Here is a 15887-nt window from a genome sequence, read left to right on the forward strand (position 1 = left end):
CCGATTTTCCATCATATCGTAATACCGTCGCTTTAGATAGCCTTAGAGCACAGCAAACACGTATATATTTCAATTTTAAAGAATTTAAAACGCGTAAAAACGTTCCTCTTATATACATCTGGTATTTAGCAGATTTTGTCGTTCTACACCGGGATTTTAACACATATATTGTAATATATTGTAGCCTGTGCTTTAATTCAACTAACGGCGTCAAGGAAAGATGATGAGGGGGAGAAGTCCTTGTTAATTGCGTTGAAGGAAAGTGTGCTCCAAGTTCTCCTTGCCGTTATATCGGCGGGTTTTTTCTCTATATTAACGGATTATGGGGATAAGAAAAAGGTTTGGGGCGGCAATCTGCTTCCTGGACCCAATCAAGGAATACTGTATCTGTGTTGCTTGCCAGCCATATTGCTATGTACACTCTTTCAATATCAGTCTCCGTATGGTCTACCTTCCAATCTCGGTATTATTCCCCTTGCTGTTGGCATCATGTACGGTAGACGTCGCACTGCCTTCGTGCTCGCCGCTTCCGCACTAATGGGTGTCCTGATTATAGCCCAGTCGACAGAAATGTCCCCGATGTATGTGGGCACGGGTTTTATCCTTTTTCCTTTTATGCTGCTGCATGTCAAGTTTTTTCAAAGAGGAACCTTGTTGGACAAAAAACTCCTAATCTCCGCATATGTTGTGGCTGATATGCTGTTTAAGGCGATATTTCCGCTACTGTGGGGCAAACAGGATATTTCGGTATACATTCCTGACTTACTTACAACGTTCTGGAATATTGGTGCAGGTGTGCTGGCAAGTTTTACGGTCGTGAGTCTGATGCATAATGCCTTTGAGAAGCTGGCGCTGCGGCGTGATGTGACTGAATTTACGAGCAAATACTTAATTGAAGTGGATAAGCTGCGTCAAGTTATGGATTTGATGCCGTTATCTCTTGTTACTCTGGACAGCGAAGAACGAGTTATACATATGAACAAAACGATGCTGGAACTCTACCAGGACTTCGATCCCTACATTACACTGCCTGAGGTAGTAGGCCGTCCATTGACCTCGTTATATGGTTTTAGCGCTTTGCCTGTGGTTAACGAACGAGTTGCAAAAGCGTTGCAAGGAGAGGCGGGTGCTGATTTTATAAATGTTACTCCCAAAGTATTCTTCTCAAGTTTCCTTCCTATTCGGGATAAACACGTAAACCAAACGACAGGCGTCATTATCGCCTTGCAAGATATTACAGAGCTGGAGACGCTGCGCAGTGAGCTAGGCAATTTCGAGAGGCTCAGTCTGGTCGGACAGATGGCAGCGGGCATTACTCATGAAATACGTAATCCGATGGCGGTTGTGCGTGGTTTTTTACAGCTTATGCGTGAGAAAAGTCCAGAGTCTCTCAACCATTACTACCGCATTGTGATGGAGGAACTCGATCGGGCGAACGGAATTATTAACGATTTCCTTTCACTGGCCCAGAATCGGATTGTCGAGAAGGAGCAATGTCATCTGCATGATATTATTCGCGAACTGACGCCTTTATTGTGGGCAGATGCGAATCTGAGGGGGCAGACGATTGAGCTAAAGCTGGAGGAGCATGTGACGATGCTGCATTTGAACCCTAAGGAAATGAAGCAGTTGCTGCTTAATTTATCACGTAATGCGATGGAAGCTATGGGAGAAAAGGGGGTGTTGACCATTTCGACTCATGAGGAAGGGGATTTCGTGGAACTCGAAGTAAAGGACACAGGTCCGGGAATTCCGCAAAAACAGCTTGAAAAGCTGTTCCAACCTTTTTACACCACCAAAACGAAAGGTACAGGTTTGGGGCTGGCCTTATGTCAAAGTATAGTGGAGCGTCATCACGGTACGATTGCCGTAGACTCGGTGGAGGGAATGGGCACGCAGTTTAAAGTCCGATTGCGCAGAACCGTCCCGACTTACCGGGATCACGCTGAACCTTCTGTCATAAATTCGATACAGAAATAATCGTGCAAATATATAGCCGGATTTTTGCAAATTACGTGAAAAAGATTGTATAATGAAGTTTAGATGTCCATGCCTTTACTACGGCAAAGGATGAAATTAGAAACGTAGTATACATGATTTTTGGAAAAGGAGTGAAAGAATATGTCTATGTCTTTCGATCAATATATGAGAGATTCAGTTCAGCCAATGCGCGATGAACTGACGAATCTTGGGATTCAGGAACTGCGTACTTCTGAAGATGTGGAGGCCAAGCTTCCTAATGCTAAAGGGACAGTGTTGGTTGTTGTGAACTCGGTATGTGGTTGTGCCGCAGGCCAATGCCGCCCGGGTGTGGCTGAAGCGTTGAAGCATGATCTTACGCCAGATCATCTGTATTCGGTTTTTGCCGGACAGGACAAGGAAGCAACGGCAAAGGCTCGCGAATTTTTCGCACCTTACCCACCGTCATCCCCTTCTATCGCGCTGTTGAAAGACGGCGAACTGGTTCACTTCATCGAGCGTCATCAGGTGGAGGATCGTTCGGCAGATCAGATCGCTGCTGATTTGACCAGTGCATTTGATCGTTTTTGCCGGTAAGACTGCTCAAGCTATGCCCCGCATTTTTCGCCTGCGAAACTTGCCGGGGCTTTTGCATGTTGGCTTGTGAAGGAAATTCCTAAAAAAGAGGTGCTTATCTGATGAGTTTGCAGGAACAGATTATTGCTGAATTGGGAGTACAGCCTACGATTAATGTAGAGGCGGAGGTCCGTAAGCGTGTGGATTTCCTCAAGTCGTATGTAACGAAAACGGGAAGCAAAGGGCTGTTAATCGCCATCAGTGGCGGGATTGATAGTGCCGTAGCAGCCGCTTTGTGCAAGCGGGCTACAGATGAATTGACGCTGGAACAAGGGGACGAATACAAAACGCTGGGTGTATTCCAGCCATACGGCCAACAGGAAGATATCGAGCATAGCTACGCGGTAGCTAAAGCGTTCGACCTGAAATATGCTGGGGAAACGAACATTAAGGAAGCCGTGGACAAGGTTGCCGTGGAAGTAGAGCATACGTTAAAGGATATCGGTCTGGAGCGTTCCATTACTCCGCAAGTGAGAGGGAATGTAAAGGCAAGAACACGTATGGTGGTGCAGTACGCACTCGCGAATGAGCTGAATCTGCTCGTCGTTGGCACAGATCACGCTTCAGAAGCTATCACAGGCTTTTATACCAAATGGGGCGATGGTGCGGTTGATATTACGCCACTTAGCACGCTTAACAAACGTCAGGTGCGCTTGCTGGCCAGCTATCTTGGAGTTCCGCAGGCCATTTTGGACAAAGCGCCTACAGCAGGATTGTGGGAAGGCCAGACGGATGAAAAAGAACTGGGGATCTCCTACGAAGCAAACAGCGACTACCTGGAAGGTAAGGAAATTGACCCGGCGGCACGTGAAAAGCTGGAAAGCTTCTTTACACGTACAGCGCATAAGCGGACAAGCATCCCAGGGGTTTAAGCATTAATCATTATGGAATTGTAAAATCCTGAAGTAAATAAATGCGGCGATCCGCCCGGCGGATCGCCGTTTGTATTGAAGGGGCAATAATTTAATTGGTGATCCACTCAATGAAGCGGCGGGTTTCAGTAATCGCTTGATCCAGTGGAAGGCTACCTCCCTGGAATGGATGAACGGTATTAAAGGTATGATTGCCGCCTTGAATTTGTACCCATTCGATGTCGGGACGAACGGATGTGAGCAGGGCAGAGCCTTCCCGTAGACGTTTGGAATCTTCGGTTCCCTGGATCAATACAGCTGGGAGCTGGCTGTTGGCAAGTCTGTCTACAATGGCAAAACGCTGGCGATTTTGTTCCAGGTCTTCCAGAATGACAGCATCCAGCGGAAGCTGTTGTCCTGTTCTAGCGTTCTCCACATAGCTGCGCCCCTTGGCGCGCATTTCTTCTTTTTGCGGTAAAGTAAACAAATCAAGATCTGTCACGCCATTCCATGAAATGACGCCAGCAATCTCGCCGGGATGATCTAGAGCATATACAAAGCAGCTTCCCGCGCCTCGGCTATGTCCTAACAGAAACAACGGCAATTCTCTGAACTCATGACGTGCTCTCAGATTGGACAGCAATAGTTCCAAATCCTCTTGTTCGCGGCTATAGGTGTTGCGTGCGAACTTTTCCAGCTCGGTAAAATTCTCTAAATCCTCACCAATGCCATTATGTGAAAAGTTGAAGGTCACAACATGGTTATCCTTACTCAATGCTTCTGCTATATAGGGGAACATGCCCCAATCCTTAAATCCTTTGTAGCCGTGAGCGATGATGAGCAGGCTTTTGGCTGTATTTTTAGCAGGAAACCAGGAAGCCCGGATCACCGCATCTGTTCCTGCTTCGGTACCTGCTTCAACAATAATGGTTTCTGACATCCTATCCTTCCTTTCTACGGGAATTTTTTTAAATGGGCATATGAGCTGAATTTCAAAACATTCACCTATAGCCTTTCTCATTTTAACATATTTTGGTGTCGTTTTTACGCCTTTATGACTCGCCAGGGTGTGGACGCACTGTTACAATAGATCCAGTAAAGTAAAAAGGACGGGGAATACCCAAATGATCTACGGAATTGGACATGATGTGCTGGAAATAAGCCGTATGGCTCATATTTTAGCAGGTAAATATGCAGATGCGTTTTTGAATCGGGTGCTGACCCCGGCAGAACGTGAGCTTGCTGTGGAACGCAAGGGTAGACTAACGGAGTTCGTAGCAGGGCGCTTTGCCGCCAAGGAAGCGATAACGAAAGCCTTCGGTTGCGGAATTGGGCAAATCATCGGGTTCGGCGATATGGATATTTTACCGGAACCTGGGGGGAAGCCAGCCGTTTATTTGTCTTCATCCGCATGGGATAGACTGAGATTGCCGTCTACAGGTGACTCGAATTACAGCATTCACTTGAGTATTACACATCAGCCTAACATTGCCTCTGCTTTTGTGATTGTCGAATATAAGGAGATGTGATGTGATGACTACAAATACATTGGAACAAAAGCGTTATTTCAGCTTTGAACTGTTGAATTGGTATACACGTAACAAACGTGATTTGCCGTGGCGCCGCCATCGGAATCCTTTTTATATCTGGATCTCGGAAATTATGCTTCAGCAGACGCGTGTCGATACGGTCATTCCGTATTTTAATCGCTTTATTGCACGTTTTCCTACAATTGAAGCGTTGGCGGAAGCACCCGAGGAGGATGTGCTTAAGCTGTGGGAAGGGCTGGGTTATTATTCGCGGGCCCGGAATTTGCAAACTGCGGCAAAACAAGTAGTTGAGCTTCACGGCGGGCAGGTGCCGGATGATACACAGGCTGTCGCTGCACTGAAAGGAGTAGGCCCGTATACGACGGGGGCGATTATGAGTATTGCTTTCAATCGACCAGAGCCTGCTGTGGACGGAAATGTAATGCGTGTGCTGTCGCGTTATTTTCTCATTGAAGAGGATATTATGAAGGGCAGCACGCGGGCGCATATGGAAAGTCTGGTACGGGAGCTGATTCCCGAAGGAAGGGCCTCTGATTTTAATCAGGCTCTGATGGAGCTGGGGGCGCTGGTCTGCACGCCGAAGTCGCCTCATTGTCTGACCTGCCCGGTCATGGAGCATTGCTCGGGCAGGTTGGCAGGTCGCGAGGAGACGCTGCCGGTCAAGACCAAGGCGAAGCCGCCGCGGCTGGAGCCGCGTTCCGTAGCCCTCATCGAGGGCAGCGGAGCGAACGCAGGCCGCCTGCTCGTACGGCAGCGCCCGGCCAAGGGCCTGTTGGCCCGCATGTGGGAGCTGCCGCATGAGCTTGCCGGGCCGGAGGGCTACAACGGCCCGGTGCCGGATGAGCCCGCCATGGACCATTTGGCGGCTCATTTGCTGGCAGAGGGCGTGCTTGCGCGCCCGGTGCGGTTTGTACGTGAGGCCGAGCACACGTTCAGCCACATTCACTGGAACCTGCGTGTGTTCCAGTGTGAAGAGGTCGCCGTCCCTGCCGGGGAGGCGGGAGGACATCCGCTGGCTGCCGAACAGCGGGCCAGCTACAGCACCGAAGCAAAGCCGGGTGCGTTGATTGCGCTGGCTGAGCAGGCGGAGCACGCGCATAATGCGCTGCCAGCGGGGTACCGCTGGATCAGCGAAGCGGATATGGCCACCTTGGCGTTTCCCAAGGTGTTCCTCGATCTGATCACCGAGTATTATGCGAAGCAAAAAGAGAACTGATGTTAGTTGAATAGCTGTCAGCAAAAAATAAAGTATTAGACTGAGCCTAGAAAATGGAAACAGCGACAACCAAGGACGAGAAAATAAAGTCCTAGACTGTCGCTGTTTCCCTTGAACTAACGTTTCCCGTTAGCGGAATGATCGCTAACCGTAACAACATTAGACGTACCTTTTTCGCGTATTGTTCTCTCCACCCCTAGAGTCTTCACTCTTGTCCCCGATGGGGTTAGATTTGATTTCACATAACAAGCTACCTACCCCTACCTGAATAAATAATATTCCTTAACTGGATGACCTGACTTTTAAGCTCTTTCTCTCTCTCCAAAAAGTAGAGCGAAGCTTGCAGCAACGGGAAGTTCGGTTCCGCTTTACGAGTTTCGTTCTGGATAAAATGGTAAACCTCTTTCAACTCCGAACGATGTTTTGCGCCGGATGGAAGAACATTAAGGGCCGAATCCATCTCCCGGAACAGCTCGGTAAGGAACTGCTCTCTCTCCCCTTGGCGGTCCTCGAGCCCCCAGCTTAAATACCTCTCGAACGAAGCCTGTTTCAGCAGAGGCTTCAGGTTAGAGGCCATCATATGCTTAACGAGCACATTGAGCTTATCCAAAATGAACCTTGCCGTTTCCTCAAGCGATAGAGACTTTTCTTCATAAACGATCCAAAATAAGTACTCCTTCAGAATCGCACGATAGATGGAAACCAAATCCCACAGGAACGGATAAATTTCTTCGCCATAAACCTGTATCAAGCACTCTTTATGCCATCGGATGAGCCGCCCTCTAACCTTGTGTCTAAGCGGCTGGAACTTGGGATCCTGTTGGATGGGGAGCTCCGTGAATTCGACCAGAATATGCTTGTATTCCATAAAATAACGGAATCGCAGAATGATCTGCTGCAGAAACTGCTCTTCTGGCGAGAGTTCGGGAAAGCGTTTCAGTTCATCGACTTGATCAAAATAGGCGTTATGGCATTGATCAAACACCTCGCTGAAGAGGTCTTCCTTGGAAGGGAAATATTTATAGACTGATCCTTTGGCAATACCGCAATCCTCGGCAATATCCTGTATCGTCGTCGAAAGAAACCCATGTTCCTTAAAAAGCTTCATCGCCGATTTTAAAACCTCTTCCCTTGTCACACTCATAAGAAAAATCTCCCCCTTGACTATTCATGAATGATAGTACAAAATACGAAACATGAAGTCAAATGACTATATGTTCACATAATTAAACATACGGTCAAATCGAAGAGATGAGGAGAACATACAGAATGGAACGATTATGGGATCCACAAAAAACAGCGTTGGTTGTTATTGACTTGCAAAAGTGGATAGGAAATCAATACGCCCCTTATTCTGCTGAGCAGGTAGTGTCTAACGCCGCAGCCTTGGCAGATACTTTCCGTGAGCAAGGCTCAATGGTTGCACTGGTCCGGGTGTCTAGTAAAGATTTGAAGGATATCCCGCGTCCTAAGTTGGATTCGCCTGCACCACCCCTGAATCTGCCTGAAGGATGGGATCAAATCGTCCCGGAAATGCGGGTCATCGAGACAGACCATATCATCACGAAGAAGCAATGGGGGGCTTTTTACGGAACGGAGCTCGACCTTCAGTTGCGCCGCCGGGGAATTGATACCATCGTCTTATGCGGCATCGCTACTGAGTTGGGCGTTGATACGACTGCGCGGGAAGCGTTTATGCATGGGTATCAGCTGATTTTGGCGATTGATGCGATGACTGGATTTTCCGAAACCGGGCATGATTACGTAAAAAATTTCATTTTTCCACGCATCGGGCGTACCCGGACAACACAGGAAATCCTCTCTGCCCTTTCAGGCAACTGTTTATAGTTGAAAAAATGACTTTCCCATTCCCCGTGTATTATTTGACCGAATACACGAAGAACGCCACAGCTTGAAACTCGCTTTGCGTTTGCTGGGAATCTCGTCTGGCCATACTTAAAGGACGATTATGTGTTCTCAGGGTGCACATATGGGCTGAAGGCATGGGATACGACCTGCTGCACCCAATATACAAAGTAACCGCTGAATGATATAGAGCGAACGGCTCGTCGCAATTGGCACGCGCTTCTTGTATAGCAACCAGCATAGTTCCGCAGTGCCCAATGGGACGAGTACGCCTAGTGGCGCAGCGCTAATGCTAATAAATTTGCATAATTGCCAGTGGAATTGGTGGTGCTCTTTTAAACGGTCTTTTCCAATCATGAGCTGCGCTTTTATTGTCTTTCGTAAGGCCATACGATTTATCGAAAGCTTTAAACTATCCTGCCCGTTAGTTAAACAAAGGCAGCCGATCACTATGATCGGCTGCCTTCTTGTCTTTTATGAGCTATCGTTTTCCGTTAGCATAATGACTTACTGTGATACGGTTCACCGTGCTGTCTGTAACGGCAAGTTTTAAGGCCATCCTTTTGGGATGACCCTTCCATCATGACCAATTCGTGGGAGGATTTTCTTTCCACAAGCAAAAGGTCGCCTTCCTTATTCCATTTCATTTGGAGACGTTAACGGATTTTTGAGGGCAGGGAGTAGGACAACGTCGATTAGCGAAGTGTAGAAATGCTTGTCGAATGTTTTGCGCTGTACGAGTCCGCGATAAGAAGCCATTGAAGTAATAACCTGGCAAGCCATCTCAATGTCCGCGTGGGTGGAGATTTCACCGCGGCCGACGGCCCGGTGCATGAGCTCACGATTCACTACAGCCCACGGTTCGAAAATCCCTCCGTTAACCGATTCCGGATTCTGCGAAAAAAAGGAGCCCAGGCCTGCGAGTACTCGAAGTTTGCGTTCACCTTCTTCGATCGATTGCGGCTTCAATAGCGCGAGCAGATCATTGCGCAAGGTTCCCGTATCGGGCAAGAGGTCAAGCTCAAGATGATTTCGATTCATCCAGGTCAAGGCATCTCGGACTAACTCTGCCTTGGAGGACCAGCGGCGATACATTGTCGCCTTCCCGGCCTTCGCTCTAGCTGCGACCATGTCCATTGTCATTCCATCAAAACCGGCTTCGGCGAGGATGTCGATTGTCGCTTCCAGGATTTTAGCATCCCGCGTGTGATCTCGTTTACGGCCTAATGTTTTCGCTGGTTTTTCCGCTACTTTGTCAGCTAATTTGGATCCGACTGACTCTTCATTTTTAATCTTATTCATAAAATTTAACCCCCTTTCTTTCGATACTTTATAGTTCCGGAACTTGACAGTTCCGTATTTGGGTGCTTTAATTTAAGTATCCCACACAGACAGGGAATTTAAAGGAGGAGTATACCATGGACAAAAAAGTCTGGTTCATCACGGGAGCCTCTCGCGGTTTAGGACGCATATGGACAGAGGCCGCGCTCGCGCGTGGAGATGAGGTTGCGGCTACCGCCCGCAAATTGGAAGACGTTTCCGATTTGAAGGAACGTTTCGGAGATCTCGTTCTTCCCATGGCGCTCGACGTAACGGATGCTGAGCAGGTTCGCCAGGTCGTTCAGCAGGCTCATTCCCATTTCGGCAAGCTGGACGTTGTCCTCAATAATGCCGGTTACACCTTGGTCGGAATGGTCGAGGAGGCAAGCGAAGCCGATGTTCGCGCTCTGTTTGACGCGAACTACTTTGGTTATCTTCGAGTCATCCAAGCCGCCTTGCCATTGCTGAGGAAGCAGGGCAGCGGGCATTTGCTCAGCGTTTCAAGCTCCCTTGGGATCGAGGCAAGGCCGCTCATCGGCTTCTATTGCTCCTCCAAATGGGCGGTCGAAGGACTCCACGAAAGCCTGGTGCAAGAGGTCAAGGACTTTGGTATTAAGGTGACGCTGCTCGAACCCGGTGCCTATGCGACCGAGTTTGGCGCTTCAGGTAAGCGAGTACCGGAAATGGACGTCTATGCCGATGTACGGAAGCAGGTGTTCACGCGTCTATCAAACGAAAAACGCGGCAACCCTCAAGCGACTGCAGAAGCCGTTCTCAAGATCGTGGACGCAGCGGAACCCCCACTACGATTTGCGCTCGGCTCGGAAGTCTTGCCTATGGCACGCGGCATCTATGCTGACCGTCTAGCTACCTGGGAAGCCTGGGAGACTGTCTCGAATGCAGCGCAAGGCGACCCTATGCAATAAGCCGTTGCAATTGGACTGGAGCGGACGTCAACATCACTTAGCAGAATATATATCAGATAACCAACCGGCTTTCTATTTTAGCAAGGAACCTCTCCGACTTTTTCGAAGAGGTTCCTTGTTATAACCATAAATTTTGCCCTACTTGTGATACGGTTCACTGCGCTGTCTCTAACCGGCAAGTTTAATGGTCATCTACAAGGATGGCCTTCTTAGCGTAATAAGCTACAAACTTTACAACGATTACTCAGATAACGGACGACAGCATCACTAAGAGCAAGTCGGGAGAAGCGAATGCGTTCACGAAATGGTTTGTAAAATACGAATGATTTCTTTTTCGATAACGGAATCGTCAACAGTATCCAGATACTCAGGACTAATCACTTGATACTGTTTCATCTTATAAAATTCCATAACGGCTTGTTTCAAGGTGAGATCATACCATTGAATACTAAAGGTCGGTTCCATAATGCGCCGAAGCGTAGCATCATCTTGAACTAAGGACAGCGCAACGTGCATTCTGTTAAAAATCTTCTTATCCATACCGGATTGAAAAAAAGATTGTAAATTTTTAATTCTATTTTGTTGAGCAACGGAAATATTTTCAAAAAGTCGTGGATAAAACTCCTTGAGGTCTTGCAGGAACAAATCGGATAAATAAATAACACCTATTAACGATTCCAGAAACGTTTTTTGAAATCGATCAATATATGAAACGGAATCATCATATACAACGGTGTCAGCCTGCTGCAAATACTGAATTCCATACTCTACAACCTGTTCGATGATTTCATGTTTGGATGAAAAGTGCTTGTAAAGCGTCACTTTACTAATATCCATATGTTTTGCGATATCGTCAATTTTCAGTTGGCTGAATCTGGTTCTTCTAATTACAGGTTTGATTTTATTGAGATATTGATCTGCGCTCACGGGTTTTCTCACGATTAAAGCCTCCTCTAATGCTCATCAAATCATATTATATCAAAATAGAGGTATCAATAAACCATATTTAATAAATATATTAAATTAACTAATTTCGTTAATTTAGTTTACTTAGTTAATTTGTCGTTGTATAATCTCTCTTGTAATGAATAGCCAATCGAGGAAGGGATAACGGTCTCAAAAGCGATATCCATTTCTCGAAATCACATTATTAAAAGGAGAAAACACAATGAAAATCACAGTTCTCGGCTCACTCGGCAATATCAACCGCAACTACCTGCCATCCCTAATCGCAGACGGCCACGATGTCACCGTCATCACAAGCTCCAAAGATCGTATCGCCGACATCAAAGCGCTCGGTGCCAAACCAGCGGTCGGCTCAAACCTCGACGTCGAATTCCTCGCGCAGGCTTTTGCAGGTAGCGACGTCGTCTACCTCATGATTTCAGGTATCAATTATGCCTCTGGCACCGACATGTGGCAGACCGCTATTGGTCTTGCTGAAAATTATAAGGCCGCTGTGCTAAAATCAGGCGTAAAAAACGTCGTCAACCTCAGCTCAGTCGGCGCCGACAACCCAAACGCCGGCATTCTCTACAGCTATCATTTTGCAGAAGAAGCGCTAAACTCGCTTGAAGACGTGAACGTTGTCCACATCCGCCCTGTCGGCTTTTACAGCAATCTTTTTGCCGACATGCAAAGCCTCAAAACCCAGCAGACCATCTTCAGCCCAATTTCAGTTGACATCCCACAAGGCTGGGTCAGCCCCGTTGATATCGCGGATGTCGCTTACGCCATGATTTCTCACACCCCAGCGGGTAAAAGTGCGAAGTTCATAGTTAGTGACTGGGCCACAGGTAACGACTGGCTCAACGCCCTTGCTGAGAAAGGTATCGAAGCCAAATACCAACAGATTCCCGTTGAAGCTCTTGCTGAGAATATGAAAAAAATCGGCTTCCACGAAAACACTGCCAACGGCTTTGCCCAAATGAACCGCGCCTGCGAGAACGCCGACGAGTTCTACGCCAGCCTCCGTGCAACCGACTACCACCTCGGTAAAGTCAAGGTCGAAGACTTTGCAAAAGTTTTTGCAGATGTGTATATTAAATCTGTTTAAACAGCGAGAATACTGTTTAACCTGCGGATGAGAACGCGCCTAAGTGCGCTATTTCTTTCGATGACTTGACCTGGAGAATCTTGAGATGGCAGCCTGTTCATCCTGCTCTAATCTCAGACCTCGAACAGGGTTTTACTCTGACTTGGTTTTGACTATAAAGAACAGAGCTCGCTGAAGTGATAGCGAGCTTTGTTCTTTATTGATGAATGCGCACAAAAAAATAACCTTACCTGTGATAAGGTTCATATCGATTGACTTTAAACTAATCTGCTCGTTAGCTTAATGAAATAGCGTCAGTCTAATGTAGTGTAGTGCTTAGGAGAAAGAAAATAAGCCCATCACTTTGATTTGGAGTTAAATCATTTCCAATTAATAAAGGGATAGGCTCTCTTTGGCATTAAATATGGCGTGGTAAAAGCCAATTTATTGAAATAATATGCAGAAGATATCCTAATGTTGATAGCTTCATCGGCCGAGCTGAGATAATTGCGGAACGAAAAACCGGATGCTCGTTGTTAAAAACATTTGGCACGAGAACGACATAAAGCTAACAAAGAAATTGCGAACAGCTTTGAATAATTGTTTTTTTAGGCGAGCCAGGTACTTGACATATGTAATCCGTAGCCCTAAAATGAGCTAAGTCAGTCGATTATGGACTCGATGAGTCGATAATTGGAGCGCAAATGAATTATTCTTAACTCGACTATGCACTTCGTGTCCATGCGATCAAAGGAGCTGGTTCTTTGTATGAATGCAAGCTGAATCGCGCACCTTTTTTTCGCTACATTATAGACATAGTGGGTCTATAATATCTTATTATTAATTTAAGTATAGGAGGCAATGACAGATCGTATCACTTTACTTTTAAGAACTTAGATTAGGGAGATGACGAACGATGAAAATATTTATGACAGGCGTTACCGGATATATTGGAAGTTCTGTGGCTAAAGTATTGCTCGATGCAGGGCATTCTATCTATGGTCTGACCCGGAGCACCAGCCAAATAAACGAGCTGAAAGAGCTTGGAGTGGAGCCTGTCGTGGGCACACTTGGAGATACGGAAATACTGGCTGATTACGCAAAACGGAGCGATGGAGTGATTCATACAGCTGACGTTGCTCACCGCAAGGCTATTGAGACGTTTATTAGCGCTTTGCGCGGTACAGGAAAGCCGTTGATTCACACATCCGGTTCAGGCAACGTTGGGGATGATGCCAAGGGCGAATTCCAGAGCGAGCAAATCTATAACGAAGAAACACCTGTAACAAGGGACTTGGAATCGATTCGAGTCAATGAGCTGGTGCGTAAAGCAGGGGTTGATCAAGGAGTGCGAGGCATTGTCATCGTACCTTCCATGGTATATGGAACGTCTCTCGGACTTCCAAGAGACAGCATTCAGCTTCCAATGATTGTACAGAAATCGAAAGAAATGAAGGCCGGAGTCTATATTAGCAAAGGTCTGAACAGATGGTCGAACGTCCATATCCGTGACTTGGCCCAATTGTATCTTCTTGCGCTAGACAAAGCGCCATCCTCCTCTTACTTTTTCGCAGAAAATGGCGAGGAATCGTTCCGTGATCTAAGCCGTTACGTGAGTGAGGCGCTTGGATATGAGGGACGCACGATGAGCTGGTCTCTGGAAGAAGCGGTTGCTGAATTTGGCCTTCTTGCTCAATATACACTTGCGACGAATTGCCGAATTCGCTCTGTGCATGCTCGAAACTTGCTTGGCTGGAAGCCTGAAGCCGAATCCGTGCAAACTTGGCTTGCCAATAGCTTTTGAAGATTGCGATGTTGATCAGGGAGGTAGAAGGAAGATGACCGGAGACTGAGGCCGAAATATATGGTGTTGCGATTGTTGGCGGTGGCCCTGCTGGACTGAACGCCGCCTTGGTGCTGGCTCGTTCACGCAGACGGGTACTGGTAATCGATAAGGAGATGCGAAGAAACATCAATGATATGTGAGTCGAATTACGTTTAACAATGACCGATCTATTGAATGTGAAGGGATTTTCTTTGCTCCAACCCTGGTGCAAAGTACAAATATTCCAGAAATAATGGGGTGTGGGATGTCTGATAATGGCCCCGTTATGAAGGTGGATACGGATGCAATGGGAAGGACGAATGTCCCCGGAGTATATTTGGCAGGCGATGCATCAGGCAGTCCATTCCAATTGATATCAGCCGCATCGAGTGGTGCAACAGCAGCTGCTGCTATTCAATTGGATTTATTGGACGAAGAGTGGAATGCGGCTGGATCGATTTGAGAGTTTCAAAATGAATACGTTTCTTTCTAACGCGGGTTATTTCGTTATGGAAGTAAACAAATTGGAGTTAGAAGCGATATCGGCTTCGAAAAGAACCATGCGCCGCAACATCAAAGAGTATTAATTGGTGGACGGCCGCAAATTATACATGTTGGCGGAAGGCCGCCTCGTTAGCAGCAGGCGACGACATCCGACGGAAATTATGAAAATGACTTTTGTACTTCAGGCTATGTCGCTGAAATATCATTCTTGTTTATGTGTTTTTTTGGATGTCAGTCTAATACTTTATTTTTCAGTCTAGAACTTTATTTTCTTTTGACAATAGCGGCAGTATGGACATGAGGTTGATCCATGCTGCCGCTATTTTTCTGTTTTTGGAATGAATATGCCTAATTTAGTTGCGAACGAAGTGTGTTATTTTTGGGGGTTTTTTCGGTATTCGGATGGAGTCACCTTGTTGACCGTTTTGAACATTTTGGAGAATAGGAGTACATCCTTATACCCTACAGACCGAGCAATATCCCCGATTTTAAGGGAAGTATTTCTTAATAGGGAGCACGATTTTTCAATCCTCAAATGTAATAAAAATTCCTGTGGTGACTTATTTAGTTGCTGTTTAAATAAACGATGCAAATACGAACGGTCAATTGAAATGTACTTGGCAATGTCGCTTACGGTAATGAAGTGTGAATAGTTTTGTTGAATGAAGAGAAGCGCTTCTTTAATATACCGCTGCTGTCTTACCTCAGGGTTGACTTCCTGATTAGGGTAATGTTCAAACATCAGATACAGAAATTCGTACAGCTTGGATGCAAGCAGTAGGTCTTTGTTGGATTTCAGTATAGAAGAAACGACGATACTCTCCATACAGCGGGCAAGGCTGCCCTCTGCTTCAAACCGGAAAATGGGATTGTCCCTATTGATACAGGTCCGGCTTAGATATTCTTTTGCTTGCACCCCATTAAAACCAATCCAGGCATATTCCCATGGGTCGATTTCATCCGCTTCGTAGTAAATTAAAACCTTCGGCTCAATAAAGAAAGCATCGTTTTTCTCCAAATGATAGATTTTATCGTTGACTTTAAAGATCCCTTTTCCTTTTAAAATATAATGCACCATATACCCGCTTCGAATGGCTGGACCATAAGAGTGCTTGCTGGTACAGCTTTCTTTGCCACATGTGTATAAATTGAGATCCAGGTTGTTATAGGAATGATTGGAAAAATGCGAACTCATTTGG

General features: G+C 46.5%; 15 protein-coding genes and 2 pseudogenes. 12 read left to right on the top strand and 5 right to left on the bottom strand.

What is annotated here, in order from left to right; genetic code table 11:
- Positions 1 to 240 precede the first annotated feature (240 nt).
- The 3 genes from ACYCSE_RS12765 (at position 241) to nadE (ending at position 3467) form a co-directional block, all read left to right on the top strand.
- Entirely contained in the window at positions 241 to 1980 is a 1740-nt protein-coding gene (locus ACYCSE_RS12765) for a two-component system sensor histidine kinase NtrB (protein ID WP_459702421.1), read from the top strand.
- Positions 1981 to 2121: 141 nt separating this feature from the next.
- On the top strand, positions 2122 to 2556 hold the full coding sequence (locus ACYCSE_RS12770) for a BrxA/BrxB family bacilliredoxin (protein ID WP_023986978.1): 435 nt from the start codon (positions 2122 to 2124) through the stop codon (positions 2554 to 2556).
- Between the two features lie 101 nt (positions 2557 to 2657).
- Complete coding sequence (nadE, locus tag ACYCSE_RS12775; protein WP_459702422.1) at positions 2658 to 3467, top strand: ammonia-dependent NAD(+) synthetase; 810 nt, start codon at positions 2658 to 2660, stop codon at positions 3465 to 3467.
- A gap of 91 nt (positions 3468 to 3558) precedes the next feature.
- On the opposite strand, the gene ACYCSE_RS12780 is transcribed toward nadE, so the two are convergent.
- Positions 3559 to 4386, bottom strand: a complete 828-nt coding sequence (locus tag ACYCSE_RS12780; RefSeq protein WP_459702423.1) for an alpha/beta hydrolase family protein — start codon at positions 4384 to 4386, stop codon at positions 3559 to 3561.
- Between the two features lie 184 nt (positions 4387 to 4570).
- On the opposite strand from ACYCSE_RS12780, the gene acpS reads away from it, so the two are divergent.
- Together acpS and mutY are read left to right on the top strand one after the other, a co-directional pair.
- On the top strand, positions 4571 to 4975 hold the full coding sequence (gene acpS / locus ACYCSE_RS12785; RefSeq protein ID WP_069291092.1) for a holo-ACP synthase: 405 nt from the start codon (positions 4571 to 4573) through the stop codon (positions 4973 to 4975).
- A 4-nt stretch (positions 4976 to 4979) separates the two neighbouring features.
- Entirely contained in the window at positions 4980 to 6212 is a 1233-nt protein-coding gene (gene mutY, locus ACYCSE_RS12790; protein WP_235307221.1) for an A/G-specific adenine glycosylase, read from the top strand.
- 250 nt (positions 6213 to 6462) lie between these two features.
- On the opposite strand, the gene ACYCSE_RS12795 is transcribed toward mutY, so the two are convergent.
- Positions 6463 to 7356 (bottom strand): TetR/AcrR family transcriptional regulator, encoded by an 894-nt coding sequence (locus ACYCSE_RS12795; protein ID WP_029515796.1) that lies wholly within the window; start codon positions 7354 to 7356, stop codon positions 6463 to 6465.
- 125 nt (positions 7357 to 7481) lie between these two features.
- Between ACYCSE_RS12795 and ACYCSE_RS12800 the strand changes: the two genes are divergently transcribed.
- On the top strand, positions 7482 to 8060 hold the full coding sequence (locus ACYCSE_RS12800; RefSeq protein WP_459702424.1) for a hydrolase: 579 nt from the start codon (positions 7482 to 7484) through the stop codon (positions 8058 to 8060).
- A 651-nt stretch (positions 8061 to 8711) separates the two neighbouring features.
- On the opposite strand, the gene ACYCSE_RS12805 is transcribed toward ACYCSE_RS12800, so the two are convergent.
- Positions 8712 to 9380 carry a TetR/AcrR family transcriptional regulator gene (locus ACYCSE_RS12805; RefSeq protein ID WP_165178985.1) on the bottom strand — a complete coding sequence of 223 codons (669 nt, stop codon included), beginning with the start codon at positions 9378 to 9380 and terminating at the stop codon, positions 8712 to 8714.
- Positions 9381 to 9496: 116 nt separating this feature from the next.
- Between ACYCSE_RS12805 and ACYCSE_RS12810 the strand changes: the two genes are divergently transcribed.
- Complete coding sequence (locus ACYCSE_RS12810; protein ID WP_459702425.1) at positions 9497 to 10324, top strand: SDR family NAD(P)-dependent oxidoreductase; 828 nt, start codon at positions 9497 to 9499, stop codon at positions 10322 to 10324.
- Positions 10325 to 10621: 297 nt separating this feature from the next.
- Here ACYCSE_RS12810 and ACYCSE_RS12815 read toward each other — a convergent pair whose 3' ends face one another.
- Positions 10622 to 11263 carry a TetR/AcrR family transcriptional regulator gene (locus ACYCSE_RS12815; protein WP_459702427.1) on the bottom strand — a complete coding sequence of 214 codons (642 nt, stop codon included), beginning with the start codon at positions 11261 to 11263 and terminating at the stop codon, positions 10622 to 10624.
- A gap of 229 nt (positions 11264 to 11492) precedes the next feature.
- On the opposite strand from ACYCSE_RS12815, the gene ACYCSE_RS12820 reads away from it, so the two are divergent.
- The 5 genes and pseudogenes from ACYCSE_RS12820 to ACYCSE_RS12840 all read left to right on the top strand — a co-directional run.
- Entirely contained in the window at positions 11493 to 12380 is an 888-nt protein-coding gene (locus ACYCSE_RS12820; protein ID WP_459702428.1) for an NAD(P)H-binding protein, read from the top strand.
- Between the two features lie 895 nt (positions 12381 to 13275).
- The gene (locus ACYCSE_RS12825; protein ID WP_165178988.1) at positions 13276 to 14163 is read left to right on the top strand and encodes an NAD-dependent epimerase/dehydratase family protein; all 888 of its coding nucleotides are present in this window, start codon (positions 13276 to 13278) and stop codon (positions 14161 to 14163) included.
- A 56-nt stretch (positions 14164 to 14219) separates the two neighbouring features.
- Positions 14220 to 14330, top strand: a pseudogene (locus ACYCSE_RS12830) (NAD(P)-binding protein); the annotation flags it as partial.
- A gap of 80 nt (positions 14331 to 14410) precedes the next feature.
- A complete protein-coding gene (locus tag ACYCSE_RS12835) occupies positions 14411 to 14647 on the top strand; it encodes a hypothetical protein (protein WP_459702513.1) in 237 nt (78 codons plus the stop codon).
- Between the two features lie 16 nt (positions 14648 to 14663).
- Positions 14664 to 14891 (top strand): annotated as a pseudogene (locus ACYCSE_RS12840) (adenosylhomocysteinase); the annotation flags it as partial.
- A gap of 170 nt (positions 14892 to 15061) precedes the next feature.
- Here ACYCSE_RS12840 and ACYCSE_RS12845 read toward each other — a convergent pair.
- Entirely contained in the window at positions 15062 to 15883 is an 822-nt protein-coding gene (locus ACYCSE_RS12845; RefSeq protein ID WP_459702429.1) for an AraC family transcriptional regulator, read from the bottom strand.
- Positions 15884 to 15887: the final 4 nt, after the last annotated feature.

The organism is Paenibacillus sp. SEL1 (genome assembly GCF_054602535.1).

Coding starts and splice junctions, on each gene's coding strand:
- ACYCSE_RS12780 (WP_459702423.1), bottom strand. CDS start 4,386: ATGTCAGAAACCATTATTGTTGAAGCAGGTACCGAAGCAGGAACAGAT.
- mutY (WP_235307221.1), top strand. CDS start 4,980: ATGACTACAAATACATTGGAACAAAAGCGTTATTTCAGCTTTGAACTG.
- ACYCSE_RS12825 (WP_165178988.1), top strand. CDS start 13,276: ATGAAAATATTTATGACAGGCGTTACCGGATATATTGGAAGTTCTGTG.
- ACYCSE_RS12770 (WP_023986978.1), top strand. CDS start 2,122: ATGTCTATGTCTTTCGATCAATATATGAGAGATTCAGTTCAGCCAATG.
- acpS (WP_069291092.1), top strand. CDS start 4,571: ATGATCTACGGAATTGGACATGATGTGCTGGAAATAAGCCGTATGGCT.
- ACYCSE_RS12810 (WP_459702425.1), top strand. CDS start 9,497: ATGGACAAAAAAGTCTGGTTCATCACGGGAGCCTCTCGCGGTTTAGGA.
- ACYCSE_RS12795 (WP_029515796.1), bottom strand. CDS start 7,356: ATGAGTGTGACAAGGGAAGAGGTTTTAAAATCGGCGATGAAGCTTTTT.
- nadE (WP_459702422.1), top strand. CDS start 2,658: ATGAGTTTGCAGGAACAGATTATTGCTGAATTGGGAGTACAGCCTACG.
- ACYCSE_RS12820 (WP_459702428.1), top strand. CDS start 11,493: ATGAAAATCACAGTTCTCGGCTCACTCGGCAATATCAACCGCAACTAC.
- ACYCSE_RS12845 (WP_459702429.1), bottom strand. CDS start 15,883: ATGAGTTCGCATTTTTCCAATCATTCCTATAACAACCTGGATCTCAAT.
- ACYCSE_RS12805 (WP_165178985.1), bottom strand. CDS start 9,380: ATGAATAAGATTAAAAATGAAGAGTCAGTCGGATCCAAATTAGCTGAC.
- ACYCSE_RS12800 (WP_459702424.1), top strand. CDS start 7,482: ATGGAACGATTATGGGATCCACAAAAAACAGCGTTGGTTGTTATTGAC.